The organism is Anoxybacillus andreesenii (assembly GCF_030813005.1).
GTDB classification, from domain to species: Bacteria; Bacillota; Bacilli; order Bacillales; family Cytobacillaceae; genus Robertmurraya; species Robertmurraya andreesenii.
In genome coordinates this window covers 127896-145816 of the sequence record NZ_JAUSTU010000008.1, presented here as the reverse complement: position 1 = coordinate 145816, position 17921 = coordinate 127896, and the positions used below count along the sequence as shown (strand labels likewise).

Genomic DNA, 17921 nt, shown 5'->3' with positions numbered 1-17921 from the left:
TTTTTCAGGCTTCAGAAATAACTCCTCATCTGGATTAACAGGTGGGGATTTTTTTATGCTTGAATGGTGTTAATCGCTATTTCCCTTTGACTTATCCCGAAATCCAGTTTACAATAATAGTGAATTTTAGAAGCTAAGGAGGATTATTAAAAAATGACCCACGCGATGAGACTTCGATTCCCAACTTTGAACTAGTAATTGAATACGTTCAAAGGCTCTGTTTGTTGATACAGAGTAAACGGGATTAGTCTGTCCTTTTTTAATAATCTTCATTTCATATTGAAGGATCGTTCTCCTCATATTTGTAGCTTCTCCTACTTATTATTGTTGTAGGGATTTTTACTGTTACCATTATGGGGGATCAAAATATGTAATGTGTAGAAAGGTGGCTTGTTCTGCCTTTCTTTATTTTTGTTTAATTCCCCCTTCATTTCTCGAGGTGGGTTATTTGCTGAAGGCTTCTCACAGCTTCCAAATCAAATAAGGATGGGTCTCTTTCCCTTTACTCGCAGATCACAGGCAGATGCTTGTGATTTTTTTGTTTTCAAAAGGAGGAAGAAATCATGACTCAGAAAGAAAAAAGTGCCGAAATGGTTCGAAAAAATATACGAGCTATTAGGTGTTCCCTTTGTAACAGTCCCATGAAGGTAGTAGATTTTAAAAGCCTCATATGTTCAAACAATCATTCGTTTGATTTTGCCAAACAAGGCTATGTGAACATGATGATTCGTTCTACAAATAGTCATTACGACAAAAAGTTATTTGCAGCAAGGCAAAAAATCATTATGGAAAGTAACTTGTATGCATTGCTGCATCAGAAGATTGCAGAGGTTATCAATAAAAGGATACCTCCGTCTAATGATGAGATTCGGATCTTTGATGCGGGGTGTGGAGAAGGTTCGCATTTAAAAAGGATTTTAGATGAATGTAAGAATGAAGCAATGACGGGGATTGGTTTAGATATTTCAAAGGAAGGCATTAGAATGGCGGCAAGACATTACCGGCAATCCATTTGGCTTGTTGGTGATTTAGCCAATTCACCCTTAGCCAATCAATCTTGTCAGGTCATAATGAATATCCTATCACCTGCCAATTATACAGATTTCAAAAGAATTCTAGTTTCTGATGGCCTCATTGTTAAGATTGTTCCCGGTCCTCATTATCTCAAGGAACTTCGGGATGCATGTTTCGATGATACTGACAAACTGGTCTATAAAAATGATAAAACCGTTTCCCTTTTTAAAGAGCATTTTCATCTAGTGGACATGATTCATGTTAGTTATACGACGAGGCTATCGCAATTAGAATTATTGTATTTAGTTCAAATGTCTCCAATCGCCTGGAATTCGAAAAAGGAGCAATTGCATCAATTTATAAATCAAGCTTTTTCCGATATTACCGTAGATTTAGATATTTTGGTCGGAGTAAAAAAGCAGACGAAAGGAGATGGAGCGTAATGGAAAAGGTATGTATTGAATTGGAGAATATTGAAGTATCATTTTTAGATAGAGTAGTATTAAGCATTCCACGACTTGCTGTCCATCAGTTTGACCGGATTGGCATTGTCGGAAAAAACGGAGCTGGTAAGAGCACCCTCTTGAAACTGATGAATGGTCAAATGAAGCCAGAGAACGGGCAAGTGAAACGCTTTATCGATTTTGCTTATTTTGATCAATTAACCATTCCTGAAAAAACAGAGGTAGAATACGAGCTAAAAGGGAAATTGTCTATTCCCGAAACGGAAGTGGAGAGCTTTAGCGGAGGAGAGTTGACAAGGCTGAAGCTAGCACAGCTTTTTTCTAATTACCATGAAGGGTTGCTCATTGATGAGCCAACCACCCATCTTGATACAGAAGGGATCCAATTTTTTATTGAGGAATTGACTTATTATTACGGTGCTCTTGTGCTTGTGAGTCATGACCGATTTGTATTAGACAAATTGGTAACAAAAATTTGGGAAGTGGAAGATGGAATAGTCACCGAATATACAGGGAATTATTCGGACTATGTTGTACAAAAGGAACTGCAGAAAAGGCAGCAACAGGATCAGCATGAAAAATATCTAAAAGAGAAAACCCGTCTGATCAAAGCTGCAGAAGAAAAAATGAAGAAGGCTGAGAAAATTACACAGGCGAATGGACGCATGTCCAAAAAGGAAACAAAAGCAAAGGCGAATAAGATGTTTATGACCAAGTCAAAGGATACGAGCCAAAAGGCGGTTCAACGAGCGGCAAAAGCGATAGAGCAGAGAGTGGAACAGCTTGAAGCGGTGGAGGCTCCGAAAGAGGAGCAAATGATTCATTTTCATCAATCGAATGCTCTTCAATTACACAATAAATTCCCGATTATGGCAGATCGCCTAACTCTAAAAGCGGGGGAGAAGATCCTCCTTGAAGAAGCTAGCTTCCAGTTCCCGTTAGGCCAAACCATTGCCATTACTGGAAAGAATGGTTCTGGGAAAACAACATTGCTTCGCCACATCCTGAATCGGGGTGATGGGGTGACTTTGTCTCCAAAAGTGGTTATTGGGGCATATGAACAGATGGATTATCAATTTACAATGGATGAATCGGTCCTCGGCTATATGAAAGAAAGGAGCGATTATGATGAAAGGAAAATTCGTTCCGTCCTGCATTCTATGGGTTTTACAGGCAATGATGTGAAAAAGAATGTCCGCCATTTAAGTGGTGGGGAGGCCATTCGACTAGTTTTGTGTCAGTTGTTCTTAGGAAGATATAATGTGCTCGTTTTGGATGAACCGACAAACTTCTTAGATGTTTACTGTATTGAAGCGCTGGAACGATTCATAAAAGCGTATGAGGGAACGATTCTCCTTGTCTCCCATGATCGTACTTTTATTGATCGAGTGGCTGATTGTGTCTATGTTATTGAAGATAAAAAATTGCATGCAATGAACAATCCCTAAATGAGGGATTGCGGCTGTTTTAATTTTGGCTGGATCCAATGTGATCCAGCCTTTTTTGTAGAAGACAGGGATCCCTGCAAAGTTTGTATATGTTCAGAGAAAATGGAAAAACTCTTACTACCAAAAAGCAATAACTATCTTATCGTATAGGGGCTGTTTATGATACATGCTGCTGGAGCATTGGATCCTTTTAGCCATGTGGTTGGTTGGTATTATTGGCTTTCTACTGTTGATTCCACGAAAAGATCACCGAGTGGGTATTATCGCATTTATGGTTTTTCAAGCAATCATTTGGCTTTGTGATATGCCCTCATTTAAATATGATTTGTTAAGTGCTCCTGTACGACTCTTACCAAAAGCAACAAATCTCGCACTTACCATTAATTATATTTTTTATCCCGTATTATTTTCCATATATTACATTCATAGACGGGTGAAGGGAAGTCTATGGTCTAAATTTCTGTACTTTTTTGTTTGGGTTTCTGCTGTCACGTTGTTTGATATGGTGATTGAGAGATACACAGATTTATTGGAGTATGGTTTTCTGACTTGGTATGGGATGTGGGGATACATTAGCTTCCTCTTTTATGTAAGTCAGGTCTGCTGTAATAGATTTTTTAAAGATAAATCCTCTCCTCAAGCAGAGCGGTGGGCGACCGAATGAGAATGGAATGGTGGATCCTCATATCCGTGTTTGCGATCGCGACAAGTATCCTTGTTTTCATCCCGAAAAATAAAATGCGGCTTGCTGTTGTGGCTTTTTTGGCTACGCAGGTTATTACTTTTCTAATCGGCTTAGTCGTCGTAGAATTGGGGCTGCTTGCCTATCCTGTTCGGTTATTTGCATCTGTGAATCGGACTAGCTTCACGTACGAGTATTATGCTTTTCCAGTCGTATGTGCGGCCTTTAACGTATGGTATCCCCATAATCAGGGCAAGACCATTCAATTGGGATATTATGTTGGTTTTGTCTCTATATTAACGGCTATTGAAGTTATTATCGAAAAATATACGGATCTCATCGAGTACATACACTGGGAATGGTATATTACTTGGGTGACAATAGGTATTGCGTTATTTGTAGTACATCAATTTTGTAAGTGGTTCTTTGCAAAAGAATAATAATAAAATTCCATATAGATACTTAAGTGTATGTGTTACCTTTCTAAATAATATAGCTGTGGCTTGCGGTTTCTATCCAAAAAGGCAATAATTAGTTTTGAAAGTCGAAAAAAGAGAGGTACATATATGGATTTAATTCGGGGACTGATCAGTTTTATTCTTCATATTGATGAACATCTTGTAGAAATTATTGATATCTTTGGTGGATGGTCATACATTATTTTATTTTTAATTGTTTTTGTAGAGACAGGAGTAGTGATCTTCCCGTTTTTACCTGGGGATTCATTATTATTTGCAAGTGGTGCCTTTGCTGCATTAGGATCCTTTCACTTCTTATTATTGATAGTAGTATTTTTTGCAGCCGCAGTTGCTGGTGATACCGTGAATTACCATATCGGAAAAAAGATTGGAACATCGATCCCTCCCGATAGTTGGCTTGGTAAGATGATTAATCGGGAAAAGATGGAAAAAGCGGAAGCGTTTTTTAATAAACATGGTGGAAAGACGATTGTGATTGCTCGCTTTATGCCTTTTATTCGAACGTTTATTCCATTCGTTGCGGGAGCAAGCCGCATGAATTATCGCTATTTCCTTGTTTACAATGTAGTTGGTGCAGCATTGTGGGTGGGCATTTGTACAACGGCAGGCTATCTATTCGGTAATATTCCCATTATTAAAGAAAACTTCTCGACGGTTATTTTGCTTATTATTTTCGTTTCCGTTCTTCCAGCGATCATTGGTTATCTTAAATCGAAGCTGGATAATAGAGCAAGTGGGAAACGCTGAGGATTTTACCCGAATATTTATTCTATGAAGGCATACGGATCGAAGGGCTAAGCTCTACTCGTAGATGAAGGGAGGCTCAGCTCTTCGATTTTTCTAATTTCATAGAACTTGCGAGGGGAGGTACCTAAGTTATTTCCCAACCCCATGATGAACAGCTGTCTCTTTGGTAAAAACGGCCTCCCTCTTCCCTCTATAATTCACAATAATGATTCCAAAAGTCACTAATGCCAGTGCAGCTAGAATGAATAGGTTAAATTTCTCGCCTGGAATGAAGAAGGCAGATAGGGTTGCACCAAAGAGCGGAGTGAGGAAATTATAGATGCTGATTTCTCCAGCCTTGTTATATTTCAAAATCGCTGTCCATAAGGTGAACGCTACTGCCGATAACAAGGCAGCGTAAAGGATAAGTCCCCAACCGAAGGGTGTAAAAACGATTGCGCCTTGGCTGAGCTGTGGGACTCCGATGATTAGCAATACAATCGCACCAATCGTTAACTGCCATCCAGTTAGAGTAATTGGATGGATACCGATCGCAAGCTGTTTTGTCATGATCGTCGTAATGGCCGTTGTCACTCCTGCCAAAATCATAAATCCTTCTCCCGTTATATGGAATTGAAATTGAAGCTCTTGCCCCCAGTTCGCCACAATAATTCCAGCAAACCCAACTAAGATTCCAATCGATTTTTGCCAATTGAGCTTGTCATTTTGATAGAAAAAGTGAGCTAGAATAATCGCTAGAAAGATACCGCTCGAATTAAGGATAGATCCTTGCATGCCACTGACTTTTGATAACCCGACATAGAAGAAGTAATACTGGACAGCTGTTTGGCTAATCCCGAATACGACTAAGATCGGGATTTGTTCTTTCTTTACTTTTACTTGCTGGGGATTCTTCATGAGAAGAAATCCAAGAATGATAAGACCAGCCAGCAAAAATCGAATTCCCGCAAAAACAATTTGAGCACTTGTATCTCCCGCTGCAATCTGAAGCTCCGAAAAACCTATTTTTAATACAGGAAAGGCACTTCCCCAAAGCAATGTACAAAGAGTCGCAAGCCCCATTACGCCCCATTTATTTTCAAAAATACTTTTCAAAAAAATCTAACTCCCTATAATGATGTCATATTTTTTGCCACATGTATCCGGTATAAATTAATGGTTCAGCTACTAGACGGATATGATTATTATGAATCACTTTTTCACAAAAACCTAGAAATAAGTATTCGGGAAAATAAGGGATGAACGAACGATTATTGAATATAGTATTAGTCCTATTTCATATATTTTTGAGGAGAAGCTGGAAGTTCGTTATAATATGGATAACGCTAGTTGATGAACTCGGAGGATGGAGATCATGAGTGATGGAGTGAAGTTAAGACCATTAGAAAGAGTTGATTTAGGATTTGTCCATAAACTAAACATCAATGCCAACATTATGTCCTACTGGTTTGAAGAGCCTTACGAGGCTTTTGTTGAACTGCAGGATCTGTATGACAAGCATATTCATGATCAGGGAGAACGACGATTTATTGTGGAAAGCGCCGGTGAAATGGTTGGGCTTGTTGAGCTCGTTGAAATTGACTATATCCACCGGAGGGCCGAATTCCAAATTATCATTGATCCAAAGCATCAAGGCCACGGCTATGCCAAGGCTGCGACCAAGCTTGCCATGAATTATGCATTTTCCGTATTAAACCTATATAAACTGTATTTAATTGTTGATAAAAATAATGAAAAGGCCATTCATATTTATAAAAAGCTTGGGTTCCAATTTGAAGGAGAATTGATTGACGAGTTTTTTGTAGATGGTGAATACCATAATGCAATCAGAATGTGCCTTTTTCAGCATCAATACATAGGTAATTCTTCAAATGAGTGAAGAAAAAAATTGTATAGAAGATAAATATCAGGGAACGATATGAGGGGTAAATTAAGTGTTTTTAATACAGTCTTGGGAAATCAAAGGAGTTGGATAAGTTGTCAAATGTTAAACTAGCAGTCATTTTCTATAGTATGGGTGGGACCAATTTTCAATTAGCCAAATGGGCGGAAGAAGGGGCCAAAGAGGCAGGTGCTGAGGTTAGAGTGTTAAAGGTGCAGGAATTAGCACCAGAGTCGGTGATCCAAGGAAATGAAGCATGGAAAGCAACGGTTGAGGCAACGAAAGACGTACCTGTTGCCGCCTCCGATGATCTAGAATGGGCAGATGCGATTATCTTCAGTGTCCCGACCCGTTTCGGAAATATGCCATCCCAGATGAAACAGTTCCTTGATATTCAAGGAGGGCTATGGGCCACAGGTAAGACCGTGAACAAGGTTGTAAGTGCGATGACTTCTGCACAAAATCCACATGGTGGCCAAGAAGCGACATTATTGTCTTTATATACTTCGATGATGCATTGGGGTGCCATCATTGCGACACCTGGTTATACAGATCCTGTCATTTTTGGAGCCGGGGGAAATCCCTATGGGACGAGTGTAACCGTTGGACAGGACGGGAAGATGATTGAAAATGTTGAGAGTGCGGTCAAACATCAAGCGAAACGTACCGTTACAGTCGCAGAATGGGTGAAGAAAGGCAACGCATAAATTCAGACAGAGCCAATCGAAAAAACATTCGATTGGCTTTTATTGTTAATAAAGGTTACAAAACTGTAAGAATGGAAGAAAAAATTGTAAGGAAAGGTTATGGTTGCCGCCTTTCGTTTCTTTTATAGTAGGCTTATAAGATAAACGAAGGATGGATGAAATGGAAAATCAGGTTGTTTTAGAAGCTGCTAATATCAAAAAGGTGTTTGGAGCGAAGGGTAATCTTTATACAGCATTGGATGGCATTGAGCTAGAGGTGTTTAAGGGAGAATTCGTAGGCATCATGGGGCCATCAGGAGCAGGGAAATCGACTCTATTAAATGTGTTATCAACGATTGATGCACCTACATCAGGTAAGATTACCATAGATGGACAAAACATTCTTACATTAAAGGAAGAAGATTTAGCGGATTTTCGTAGAGACCAACTAGGGTTTATTTTTCAAGATTACAACTTAATTGACACATTAACTGTGAAGGAAAATATCATTCTTCCACTTTCCTTAGCGAATGTGCCGCCTTATGAAATCGAGAAAAGGGTAGAGAGAGTAGCGAAATCCCTTGGGATTGAAAATATTTTACCATCCTATCCTTCTAACATTTCGGGAGGGCAGAAGCAAAGAACGGCAACGGCACGAGCGATTATTACAAATCCAAGCTTAATATTTGCCGATGAGCCTACAGGGGCACTGGATTCCAAATCTGCCTACATGCTGCTTGGTATTCTTGCTGAGTTAAACAAACAAGAGAGAGCTACGATCTTAATGGTCACCCATGATGCCTATGCAGCAAGCTTTAGCAGCCGTGTCCTATTTATTAAGGATGGATCCATTTTTACTGAAATAAGGAAGGGTGACAACAGCCGCAAGCAATTCTTCGGGCAAATCATTGATATCCTCGCAACCCTCGGGGGAGGTGGGCATCATGACGTTATTTAGCCTTGCAAAAAAGAATATTAAATTAAATACGAAGCATTATCTATTATATTTTTATCCAATGGTTTTCAGCATGGTCATTTACTTCACATTTGTTTCACTTCAGTATAATAAGCAAATTAACGAGTCTGCAACGGCCCTTGGAAAGGTGGAGCCAGCATTTCTAGCAGCATCTGTAGTATTGCTGCTGTTTTCAGCAATTTTTATATGGTATTCCAATGATTTCTTTATAAGAAAACGGAAAAAAGAGGTTGCCCTATATTCTTTATTTGGAATGCGGAAAAAGCAAGTCGCTCAGCTTTTATTCTATGAGAATTTTATCATGGGAATCGTTGCGCTCGGGATAGGCATGGGAATTGGCATCTTTCTTTCTAAGCTATTTACGATGCTGCTCATTAAGCTGATGGGTTTCTCCGTTATTGCAAATTTTGAAGTATCTGCCATTGCGATCGTTCAAACATTGGTCGTTTTCATCGTAATTATTATCGTGACCTCCATCCATAATTATCGGATGATTTACCGTTATTCATTATTGGATCTGCTTAAAGCTGAAAAGCAGGGAGAAAAACAGCTAAAGGTTTCGAAGATAGCTGCAATTACAGCATTAATAGCTCTTCTCGTTGGATATTCTATTTTGCTTCAACCAAGTGATTCTGCTATATACAAGGAATTTGGCTTCAAAGCCGTCTTATTTTCCTTGCTCATGATTCTAATTGGGACTTTTCTTTTTATTCGTTCGGTATTCGCTGTATTTTTGGAAAGGATCATGAAAGTCAAAGGGCTTTATTTGAAGGGCACGAATTTAATTAGTGTTTCCCATTTGCGCTTTCGAATGAAGGGGAACATGCTTATTCTGTCGATGATTGCCTTATTAAGCACGGTGACACTTTTTGTTTTGGGAGCCATTTGGGCTGTCCAGCAAAACATCACGGCCGTGGCGGAGGACAATTATCCGTTAAGTCTTATGTATACATCGGAAAATAAAGAGATCGATGAAAAAATTGCAAGGTTCATTCACGATAGCAAACAACATGAAATTATTTTTTCGGATCGCATTGAGTATTTGCAGGTTGAAGGGGACCTCTCGGAAACAGGAAGATGGCCCGATCAATTCCCAGTGATCCTATTATCAGAGAAGGATTATCAGCAATTAGCTGAAAAGCTGGGTAATGACCATGTAGGTGTTGAAAAAAATCAAGCCATCGTCTTTAGTGATGGAAATTTGAATCAGCATAATGACCCTTATACTGGAAAAATGGTGACGATTGAGGATCATAGGTTCACGATTAGCAAATATGTAGATAAACCAGTACTAAATCAAGGCTATTATAGTTTTCCAATGGTCATCAATAATGAAGACTATGCGCAGCTGAAAGAGCAAACCATCGCGAAAGAAATGCAAGTCTATAAAGTGAAAAATGAAAAATCAATGGAATCTGTGATGAAGGAGATTGAAGAAATAGTTTTTCAAGATAGTAACGTAGATAGAAGCTCCATGATATTCTCTTCCTTTTTTCAGGAATATCAAAAAGGTGTCGAAACGTATGGCCTTCTTATTTTTATAGGTGGTTTTTTAGGGATTGTCTTTTTACTCGCCACCGGTAGTATGCTGCATTACAAGCAACTGACCGAAGCGACTATGGATCAAGGGCGATATGATGTCCTTCGAAAAATTGGCATGAACCGAAAGCAAATTCAAGCTACCATTGCCAAACAATTATTGCCTGTCTTTTTACTGCCTATGGTGATTGCCATTCCTAATAGCTCATTCTTAATTGTGGCACTTGCTAGGTTTACAGAAATGAATATGCTACTTCCATTTATAAGTATCATCATCCTGTATTTGGCTATTTATTTGATTTACTATTTTATTACACTAAGAAAATATTATTCCATCGTGGAAAGGACGTGACGTGGTGCCACGTCCTTTTTTTATCGGGTGAATTCTTCCCGTAACATTTGAACGGTTTTTGAGAAACAGATGGAAGCTTCGGTATAGCTTCCTTCCTGCGATTGAAGGGAAAGCTGGTGCCCTAATTTGTCGGCTATTTTATTGGCTAAGTATAATCCCATTCCCGTTGATGAGGCCACCTGTCTGCCGTTTTTACCTGTAAAGCCCTTCTGAAATACCCTTGGCACATCTTCCGCAGGAATACCGATTCCGTTATCACGAATGGTTATTCTTTTTTCATTTTGATCGATGTGAATGACTATTTCCCCACCAACTGGTGTGTATTTTAAGGAGTTCGACAAGAACTGATCGAGGATAAAAATAAGTCCCTTTTTATCCGACAAGACCTCTAAAGAGGAAAAGGATAATTGCAGTCTTATTTTTTTTGAAAAAAACAATCTCCGGTTCTTCTTAATGACCTCCTTGATGATCTGTTCGACATCCATTTCTTGAATAAAATAATCTTTACTAAAATCACTCGTTCGATTGAAATAAAGGGCTTGTTCAACTAAATGCTCAATTTTCTCTATTTCTTCTTCCAGACTGCCAATTTTCTGGTCCGTTTCAATCATCATTTTGCTTACGGAGATTGGCGTTTTTATCTCATGAACCCAGGAGGTTATGTATTCATGCCATTCTTTTTGCTCATTCTGTATTTGTTCAAGCCTTTGCTCGTATTGTCTTTTGTGAATGTTTAATAGTACGATATAGGATTTCTCTTCGAATGAGTGAACTTGGGAAGGCTCTAAAATAGTTCCAGTTTCCACCTTTTCTTTTATTTCACGAAGGAATCCTTTTTTTCTCCGGTAATCAAAGACAAGATAAGATGAAAAAAGGATGGCCAGTATGAGCAATAAATACAACAGGTTGCTTATATGAATATGGACGTTTGGATCGAGCCATATAATGATGGTTGTAATGGATAGTGCCAAGAAAAAAGTGAGCAAAAGCAGGCGACTATCGCGAAGGTAGTTTTTCCATTTCATTGCAATAAATATCCTTGTCTTTTCTTCGTTGTAATGGCGTCTCCAGCCCCGATTTCCTCCAGCTTTTTTCGCAGTCGATTGACGTTTACAGTAAGGGTATTGTCATCGATAAATTGTTCATCCTCCCATAATGACCGCATGATTTCATCCCTAGAAATAATTTGACCGGACTTTTTCATCAAGAGATAAAGGATTTGAAACTCATTTTTGGTAAGAGATGCTTTTTTACTCTGGCATTCGACAAAGGAATTCTGCAGGTTCAGGGTAAGCTCCCCAGCCGTAAGTAGCTCCTTGTCTAAATTTTGAATAGAGCTGGATCTTCTTAAGACGGCATTCATTTTTGCCACCAACACTTCTAGTGAAAACGGCTTTTGGATATAGTCATCTCCCCCCATATTCATCGCAATGACAATGTCCATACTTTGCGAACGCGATGAAATGAAGATAATCGGTACATCTGAAAGCTGGCGGAGCTTACTGCACCAATAAAAACCATCCTGAACGGGGAGGTTGATATCCAGAAGAATGATATGTGGACTTTCCTTTTCCGCTATGTGATCGATATGCTCGAAGTCTTCAACCAAAACGGGTTGAAAATTCCATTTTGTTAAGTATTGCCCCATTAAGGTTCTCAATTTATGATCATCTTCAATTATTAACACCTTGTACATGTTCATCACCTACGTTTTAGTATACAGAAAAGGGGAAATTTAGACCAAAAAAATACCCCGAAGGGTAGAAAAAAAGACAGGTTAATAAAATATTTTAGTAAGGGTGGTGTCTGTTACAGCCATCTATTTCTTCTGTGTATAGGTCGACAATGTGGGCGTCGTGGATCGCGCCCACAATCATATTCCTCTACAATATTTTTATTCTCAACAGATTGTGTAACGGGGTAGAAATGTTCAATTCTAGTAATGTTTCTGTTTAGGTTGACAATCCCTTGTCCGGAACAAAATTTCCTATATAATAAGGGTAAGACCATCGGGAAGTAGCTCAGCTTGGTAGAGCACTAGCATGGGGTGCTAGGGGTCGCAGGTTCGAATCCTGTCTTCCCGACTTATTATAGGGGACTGCCTGAAAAAACCCCTCAAAAAGCAAGTGGAGGAAAACATTCGTTTTCTCCACTTGCTTTTTTGAGATCCTCTGAAAGTAGCTGGAGGAAACCTACTACTTTCAGGATGTTGTGGGCAATGCCATAATCTAAGCTCCAGATAGGGTATACCTTGTACCTTTTTTACGCTCGGGCAGTACCCAATAGCCCTTATTGGGTAGCTATTTGAATTTCCTTACCCATAAATACTCGATCTCTATTACACAGTATTTTTGTAATATCAAATATAAAAGGCTATCTAAAAAATGGGGTAACTGTATTAGGAAAAGCGTGTTTGGGACTTTTCTGACAGCTCCCTTTTTTTACATTTGGCTTAGTTCCTGATCGAATAGCAGCTTCTGATGTTCAATAATGTTGATGGCTTGGTCAGAGACACTGCTTAATTCTCTGTAAAGCTCTTTGGATGATTGTTCATCCCCTTCTTTCACCTCTTGATAAATTTTTTCAACTAATTGTCTTCTTCTGTGCCCAATCTCCCTTAATTTGTCTCCTAACTGTTCAAGCTGCTGAAAGTTCATTAGAAAGTTTCCTCCAATTTGTTTTTATGTTTATTATGTTCCCTTATTTTGAAGGATAGTCCTTTCTGGATGGAATGTGGGGAAGATAGGAGTTATTCCCTACTGATCAAGGCAGGATCAGACCTCATGATATTTCGAATTCCAAAATTATATATCCTACTGTGGTAGGAAATATTAAACCTATGATGATGGTAATGGGGCAATAAGAGCGATGCCATCTAGGAATAACTTAGAGAGGGGCTAGAAAAATGTGGCAAGTCCGAAGGAAACCTTGTTATGGAGTATTGCGCTGCCTGGATTTGGGCAATTTTTGAATGGGAGACTCGTCAAAGGAATCGTTCTCTTAATATTGGAGTTTGTCATCAACGTTCAGGGAAATTTCAATGAAATTATTCGGTTAAGCTTTCTTGGAGAAACGGAACATGCTATTGAACAAGCCAACTATCAGTGGTTAATGTTTTATCCTTGCCTGTATTTTTATGCTATGTGGGATGCGTGGAAGGACGCAGGAGGGGGAAAAGAGCGTTGTTCCTTTCTTCCATTTGTCATGTCCGCTTATTTTGTCACGGTTGGATGTATTTATTCTTCCCAGGTTCGTTTGTTTGGTGTGTTATTGGGTCCAGTTTGGCTCCCAATTTTATGTGTGATACCAGGCGTATTCATTGGTCTAGTGCTACAAAAACTTCTTACGGAAAGGTCAAGAATAGCCTAAGGAAATTAATGAATTGGGGAAAAAGTGCCTGGTCAATCATCAAAATGAGACTAGGCACTTATTTTTATTGGCTATTTTCGAAAGGAATATGGTTTTGGTATTTTAGAAAATCCAGATTGCAATAATGGTTGATGCAATCAACCCAATGATAACAGGCAGGAAGCTCTTTCTTACGAGCTCCATTACCGAAACTTTCGCAAATCCTGCCACAGCAACCAATGAGGACCAGGCAACGAGCGTTCCGCCTCCAACCCATATGGCCCCCATCTGACCAATGGCCCCTAATGTCTCCACATCCACTCCGACACTGTCACCCAATGCTCCTGATAGTGAACCCACTAATGGTAACCCGGAGAATCCTGATCCGTCTAACCCCGTAATCATCCCAATTAAAAGGATGCCGAAGCTAGCCAGAAGTGAGCTTTCCGGTATATATTGTTGGCCTGCAACGACTAAGTCAAATAGGAAAGAGGGCATTTCATCTGCATTTGTCCCTAGTATTTTCGCTGCTAATTCGCTGCTACCCATGAAGAAGAAACCTGCTATAGGAATGACGGGTCCCATCGCTTTGAAGGCGAAGAGGAACCCTTTGACGATATGATCACTAACATTGTTGAGAGAGGTCCGCAAATTCTTGAACATGCTGGCGATGATGAGGAGAATACAAGAGGCTCCACCAATCAGCGCTGCTCCTGTACCACCTTCAATGGATGGGAGGACATCAGAGAATTTTGCAAGGGCCATATACCCGATGATGATCAGGAATGTCAGAGGAACAAGAACAGCAAAGAGTAAGCTGAATTTGCTTTTTTGTGTGAGCTTTTCATCTAAATCTTCATCAACCTGGCTGTTTTCCCCTGACTGCTCCCAGGTAATCAAATGCTGATTAGAAGGCTGTAGAATATGTTTTCTCAGAGAAATATACGCTATTACAATTGCGACAATTCCTGTGATAATGGAGAGGACAAAAGCGCGGTCAGCTACCAAACTAACATCTGCCCCAGCGGCTGTTGCGGTTAAAGTGGGGGCGATTTGAATGACATAGTCTGAGGAGAGAGCCATTCCTTGACCAGCTAGAGAAATGGCAATTGCGGCACCAATCGGTGGCAGCCCATTTCTTACTGCTACAGGAACTAGCAATGCACCAACTAATGGGACAGCAGGGGTTGGCCAGAAGAACAAAGAGATGGCATAGGTAACAAAAATAATGACCCAGAAGGAAATATGTCCATTTTTCATGACCTTTTGAAAAGGTGTGATCATTTGTTGATCGGACCCTAGTGATTTGAGTGAATGAAGTAAGGCCGTCATGATGGCGATGATGAGAAAGATATTAAATAATTCTCCAGCGGCAGTCAAACTTGCATTAAAGATCGTTTGCAATCCAGCTGTAAAGGAATCTGTATATATCCAGCCGACCAAGAATGAGACGATAATCGAAGGAACAACTACATTTTGGCGAAAAAGCATCGTGAGAATAATGATGACAGTACCAGCCAAATACATCCAATGTGCTGCAGTAAGCTCCATGTAAAGAACTCCCTTCAAGCAAAATAAAAACTTTGTAACATAAGATATGCTTTCGTATGGGCTTTGGTGAGACACTATAAGTAATAGAAGGGATTTCTTTAAATAGAGATCCTTTTTTCATTTCATTGGAATGACTTTGCTAATTCAATCTATATATTGATAAGGAGGGAAGATGGAGGTGATCGTTTGAATATTATTGGGAAAAGTGTGATTCGAAAAGAAGCCTTTGACAAGGTAACAGGGAGGGCAAAGTATACAGCTGATGAGCTTTCTGGCCCCTCTCTCCATGCAAGAATTGTAACAAGTCCGTATGGTCATGCAAGGATCCTTTCCATTGATGATTCACTGGCTAGAGAAATACCTGGGGTGCGGGCAATCATTGTAGGCAGCCATGATTTCCCTCTTACAGGAGAGGAAATTAGGGATCGACCTCCGCTTGCGGTCGATAAAGTTCGTTACTATGGGGAGCCGGTTGCTCTTGTTGTGGCAGATCGATATGAAATTGCCAAGAAAGCCGCAGATCTAATTGAGGTCAAGTATGAACTACTTCCAGTCATCAATTCTCCAACGCAAGCCCTAAAAGAAGATGCTCCTATACTCCATCCAAACCTAATGTCCTATGAAAAATTAGGAACTGCCTATCCTATCGCCCATTCAAATATATCGAATGTCACCAAAATTCGTAAAGGAAATATAGAAAACGGCTGGAGCCAGTCGGAGGTTTCAGTAGAAGCAACCTATGGATTCTCTCCTTCTAGTCACTCGGCTATGGAAACGAGAGCTGCTACAGCGGAAATCAAGCCAGATGGTTATGTGCATATCACGACTTCCTCACAGGCTCCCTTTATGGTCAAAAGATTAATGGGCATCTATTTTGGGATAGACATTGGAAAAATCATTGTCGAGACCCCTTTGGTCGGAGGAGCATATGGAGGAAAGGCCCCAATTCAATGGGAAGTTCTCGCCTATCTAGCCTCTCGGGCAGTTGGCGGGAGACGGGTAAAAATTGTTTATACGAGAGAAGAGGATTTGACAACCGCTCCATGCCATGTGGGATTAGAAGCATTGGTCAAGATTGGTTGTACAATGGAAGGTATGATTACTGCCGCAGAAATGGTGTATTGGTTTGATGGGGGTGCTTATTCCGATAAGGCAATCGATGTTAGCCGCGCGGGTGGAGTGGATTGTATAGGCCCTTACAATATTGACAATGTTTGGTGTGATTCACTATGTGTATACACGAATCATCCTTATGGCACCCCATTTAGGGGATTTGGCCATTCTGAGGTGCTCTTTGCCTTTGAACGAACGATGGATATGCTGGCAAAGAAGATTGGAATGGATCCACTTGAATTCAGGAAAAGGAATTCAATCCTACCAGGGGACACAACACCTACACAGGTAGTATTAAACAAAAATACGGTTGGGTATCTACCGCCCTGCATCGATCGCTTGAAGGATTTGTTGGATTGGGATCAGGGAGAAATAACAGAGGTAGATGACAGAAGGATACGAGTAAAAGGGATCGCCTGCAGCTGGAAAACCTCTACGATTGATACGGATGCAAGCTCAGGTGTGATTATTACTTTTAACTCAGATGGAAGCATGAACTTAATGTCGGGGGTCGTGGAAATCGGAACGGGTACGAAGACGATACTCGCTCAAATTCTAGCGGAAAGAATGAAAATGGACGTCGATCAAATTCATGTAAAAATGGATGTCCATACCCAAACAACACCAGAGCACTGGAAAACAGTCGCAAGCAGGGGCGTCTTTATGGCGGGGCGAGCGGTGCTAGAAGCAGCGGAGGATGTCATTCGACAGATTAAAGATGTCGCCGCCTGTGTATTAAGAACCTCAACCGAGGATCTGGAGGTCGCCTTTGGAAGAGTGTTCTTAAAGGATGAACCAGAGGTTGGATTAATGCTGAAGGATGTTGTGTATGGCTATAAATTTCCAAATGGAAATTCAATTGGTGGCCAAATTGTGGGCTATGGAAACTATATTCTTAGAAGAATGACCTATCTAGATCCTGAAACGGGTGCTGGTCAGCCTGGACCAGAGTGGACCGTGGCGGCTCATGGTGTTGAAGTAGAATATGATAAAAGGGATTTTACCTATAAGTTGGTGAGAGCTGCAACCGTAGTGGATATTGGAGTAGTCTTGAATCATAAAGCGGCACTTGGTCAGGTGATGGGGGCAATGAGCATGGGATTGGCCTTTGCAGAACGGCAAGAAATAAGATTACCGTTGGTGGAAATATATGTGGTACGATTTTCTACCGTGAAGCTGTCCTGCCATTTTTACTTACGGATAGTTTAGTATTAGTGGCCGGTCATAGGGGGCTTCGCTCTGTTCCGATTAACGAAATCTTTCAGGAACAGCTTTTGCTGGAGTCGGGTGAGCTGCTTGTGCAAATGGTGACAAACCGGGCTTATCTTGAACAACCATTTGTCAGCATCAAGCGTAGAAGGCAATGGGACACCGGTTACCCACTCATTACCGTTGCCGCTCTTAAGGTTGGTCAGGAAATAAGGGTGGCAATCAGCGGTCTTACCGATTTTCCTTTTAGAGCGAAGCAAATTGAAGGTGCACTGAATAGAAGGGATCTTTCCGATGAACAAAGAATCGAGCTTGCACTTCATAGCTTAGACGTACTAATTTTGAATGATACGGAGGGATCTTCCCAATATCGCTTATTTGTGTTAAAGAATACCCTTCATGATGTGTTGCATGAGTTGGGAGGATAGGGA

General features: G+C 40.3%; 17 protein-coding genes and 1 tRNA gene. 13 read left to right on the top strand and 5 right to left on the bottom strand.

Annotated elements, in window-relative coordinates; genetic code table 11:
• Window positions 1-563 precede the first annotated feature (563 nt).
• From J2S07_RS10315 to J2S07_RS10295, 5 genes are all read left to right on the top strand, one after another.
• Entirely contained in the window at window positions 564-1457 is an 894-nt protein-coding gene (locus J2S07_RS10315; RefSeq protein ID WP_307150310.1) for a putative RNA methyltransferase, read from the top strand.
• A complete protein-coding gene (locus tag J2S07_RS10310; protein ID WP_307150309.1) occupies window positions 1457-2926 on the top strand; it encodes an Msr family ABC-F type ribosomal protection protein in 1470 nt (489 codons plus the stop codon). Before J2S07_RS10315 ends, J2S07_RS10310 begins: the two co-directional genes overlap by 1 nt.
• A 166-nt stretch (window positions 2927-3092) precedes the next feature.
• Window positions 3093-3590, top strand: coding sequence for a CBO0543 family protein (locus tag J2S07_RS10305; protein ID WP_307150308.1), 498 nt, complete (start codon window positions 3093-3095; stop codon window positions 3588-3590).
• The gene (locus tag J2S07_RS10300) at window positions 3587-4048 is read left to right on the top strand and encodes a CBO0543 family protein (protein WP_307150307.1); all 462 of its coding nucleotides are present in this window, start codon (window positions 3587-3589) and stop codon (window positions 4046-4048) included. The genes J2S07_RS10305 and J2S07_RS10300 overlap by 4 nt, the downstream gene beginning before the upstream one ends.
• Window positions 4049-4174: 126 nt before the next feature.
• The gene (locus J2S07_RS10295) at window positions 4175-4834 is read left to right on the top strand and encodes a VTT domain-containing protein (protein WP_307150306.1); all 660 of its coding nucleotides are present in this window, start codon (window positions 4175-4177) and stop codon (window positions 4832-4834) included.
• A 129-nt stretch (window positions 4835-4963) separates the two neighbouring features.
• On the opposite strand, the gene J2S07_RS10290 is transcribed toward J2S07_RS10295, so the two are convergent.
• Window positions 4964-5929 (bottom strand): DMT family transporter, encoded by a 966-nt coding sequence (locus J2S07_RS10290; protein ID WP_307150305.1) that lies wholly within the window; start codon window positions 5927-5929, stop codon window positions 4964-4966.
• A 259-nt stretch (window positions 5930-6188) separates the two neighbouring features.
• Between J2S07_RS10290 and speG the strand changes: the two genes are divergently transcribed.
• The 4 genes from speG to J2S07_RS10270 all read left to right on the top strand — a co-directional run bounded on the left by speG (window position 6189) and on the right by J2S07_RS10270 (window position 10269).
• A complete protein-coding gene (speG, locus tag J2S07_RS10285; RefSeq protein ID WP_307150304.1) occupies window positions 6189-6713 on the top strand; it encodes a spermidine N1-acetyltransferase in 525 nt (174 codons plus the stop codon).
• Window positions 6714-6811: 98 nt separating this feature from the next.
• On the top strand, window positions 6812-7423 hold the full coding sequence (wrbA, locus tag J2S07_RS10280) for an NAD(P)H:quinone oxidoreductase (protein WP_307150303.1): 612 nt from the start codon (window positions 6812-6814) through the stop codon (window positions 7421-7423).
• A gap of 160 nt (window positions 7424-7583) precedes the next feature.
• Window positions 7584-8360 (top strand): ABC transporter ATP-binding protein, encoded by a 777-nt coding sequence (locus tag J2S07_RS10275; RefSeq protein WP_307150302.1) that lies wholly within the window; start codon window positions 7584-7586, stop codon window positions 8358-8360.
• Complete coding sequence (locus J2S07_RS10270; protein WP_307150300.1) at window positions 8347-10269, top strand: ABC transporter permease; 1923 nt, start codon at window positions 8347-8349, stop codon at window positions 10267-10269. Before J2S07_RS10275 ends, J2S07_RS10270 begins: the two co-directional genes overlap by 14 nt.
• 20 nt (window positions 10270-10289) lie before the next feature.
• Here J2S07_RS10270 and J2S07_RS10265 read toward each other — a convergent pair whose 3' ends face one another.
• Together J2S07_RS10265 and J2S07_RS10260 are read right to left on the bottom strand one after the other, a co-directional pair.
• Window positions 10290-11294, bottom strand: a complete 1005-nt coding sequence (locus tag J2S07_RS10265; RefSeq protein ID WP_307150299.1) for a sensor histidine kinase — start codon at window positions 11292-11294, stop codon at window positions 10290-10292.
• On the bottom strand, window positions 11291-11965 hold the full coding sequence (locus tag J2S07_RS10260) for a response regulator transcription factor (protein WP_307150298.1): 675 nt from the start codon (window positions 11963-11965) through the stop codon (window positions 11291-11293). The genes J2S07_RS10265 and J2S07_RS10260 overlap by 4 nt, the downstream gene beginning before the upstream one ends.
• Window positions 11966-12279: 314 nt before the next feature.
• On the opposite strand from J2S07_RS10260, the gene J2S07_RS10255 reads away from it, so the two are divergent.
• Window positions 12280-12353 (top strand) — tRNA-Pro (locus J2S07_RS10255).
• A 357-nt stretch (window positions 12354-12710) separates the two neighbouring features.
• Here the strand turns inward: J2S07_RS10255 and J2S07_RS10250 are convergent.
• Window positions 12711-12926, bottom strand: a complete 216-nt coding sequence (locus J2S07_RS10250; RefSeq protein WP_307150297.1) for a hypothetical protein — start codon at window positions 12924-12926, stop codon at window positions 12711-12713.
• Window positions 12927-13176: 250 nt separating this feature from the next.
• Here J2S07_RS10250 and J2S07_RS10245 point away from each other — a divergent pair, with 250 nt between their 5' ends.
• The gene (locus J2S07_RS10245) at window positions 13177-13638 is read left to right on the top strand and encodes a hypothetical protein (RefSeq protein ID WP_307150296.1); all 462 of its coding nucleotides are present in this window, start codon (window positions 13177-13179) and stop codon (window positions 13636-13638) included.
• Between the two features lie 102 nt (window positions 13639-13740).
• On the opposite strand, the gene J2S07_RS10240 is transcribed toward J2S07_RS10245, so the two are convergent.
• Complete coding sequence (locus J2S07_RS10240; protein WP_307150295.1) at window positions 13741-15168, bottom strand: hypothetical protein; 1428 nt, start codon at window positions 15166-15168, stop codon at window positions 13741-13743.
• Window positions 15169-15354: 186 nt separating this feature from the next.
• Here J2S07_RS10240 and J2S07_RS10235 point away from each other — a divergent pair, with 186 nt between their 5' ends.
• Together J2S07_RS10235 and J2S07_RS10230 are read left to right on the top strand one after the other, a co-directional pair.
• Complete coding sequence (locus J2S07_RS10235) at window positions 15355-17490, top strand: xanthine dehydrogenase family protein molybdopterin-binding subunit (RefSeq protein WP_307150294.1); 2136 nt, start codon at window positions 15355-15357, stop codon at window positions 17488-17490.
• Window positions 17382-17918 (top strand): FAD binding domain-containing protein, encoded by a 537-nt coding sequence (locus tag J2S07_RS10230; protein ID WP_307150349.1) that lies wholly within the window; start codon window positions 17382-17384, stop codon window positions 17916-17918. Before J2S07_RS10235 ends, J2S07_RS10230 begins: the two co-directional genes overlap by 109 nt.
• Window positions 17919-17921: the final 3 nt, after the last annotated feature.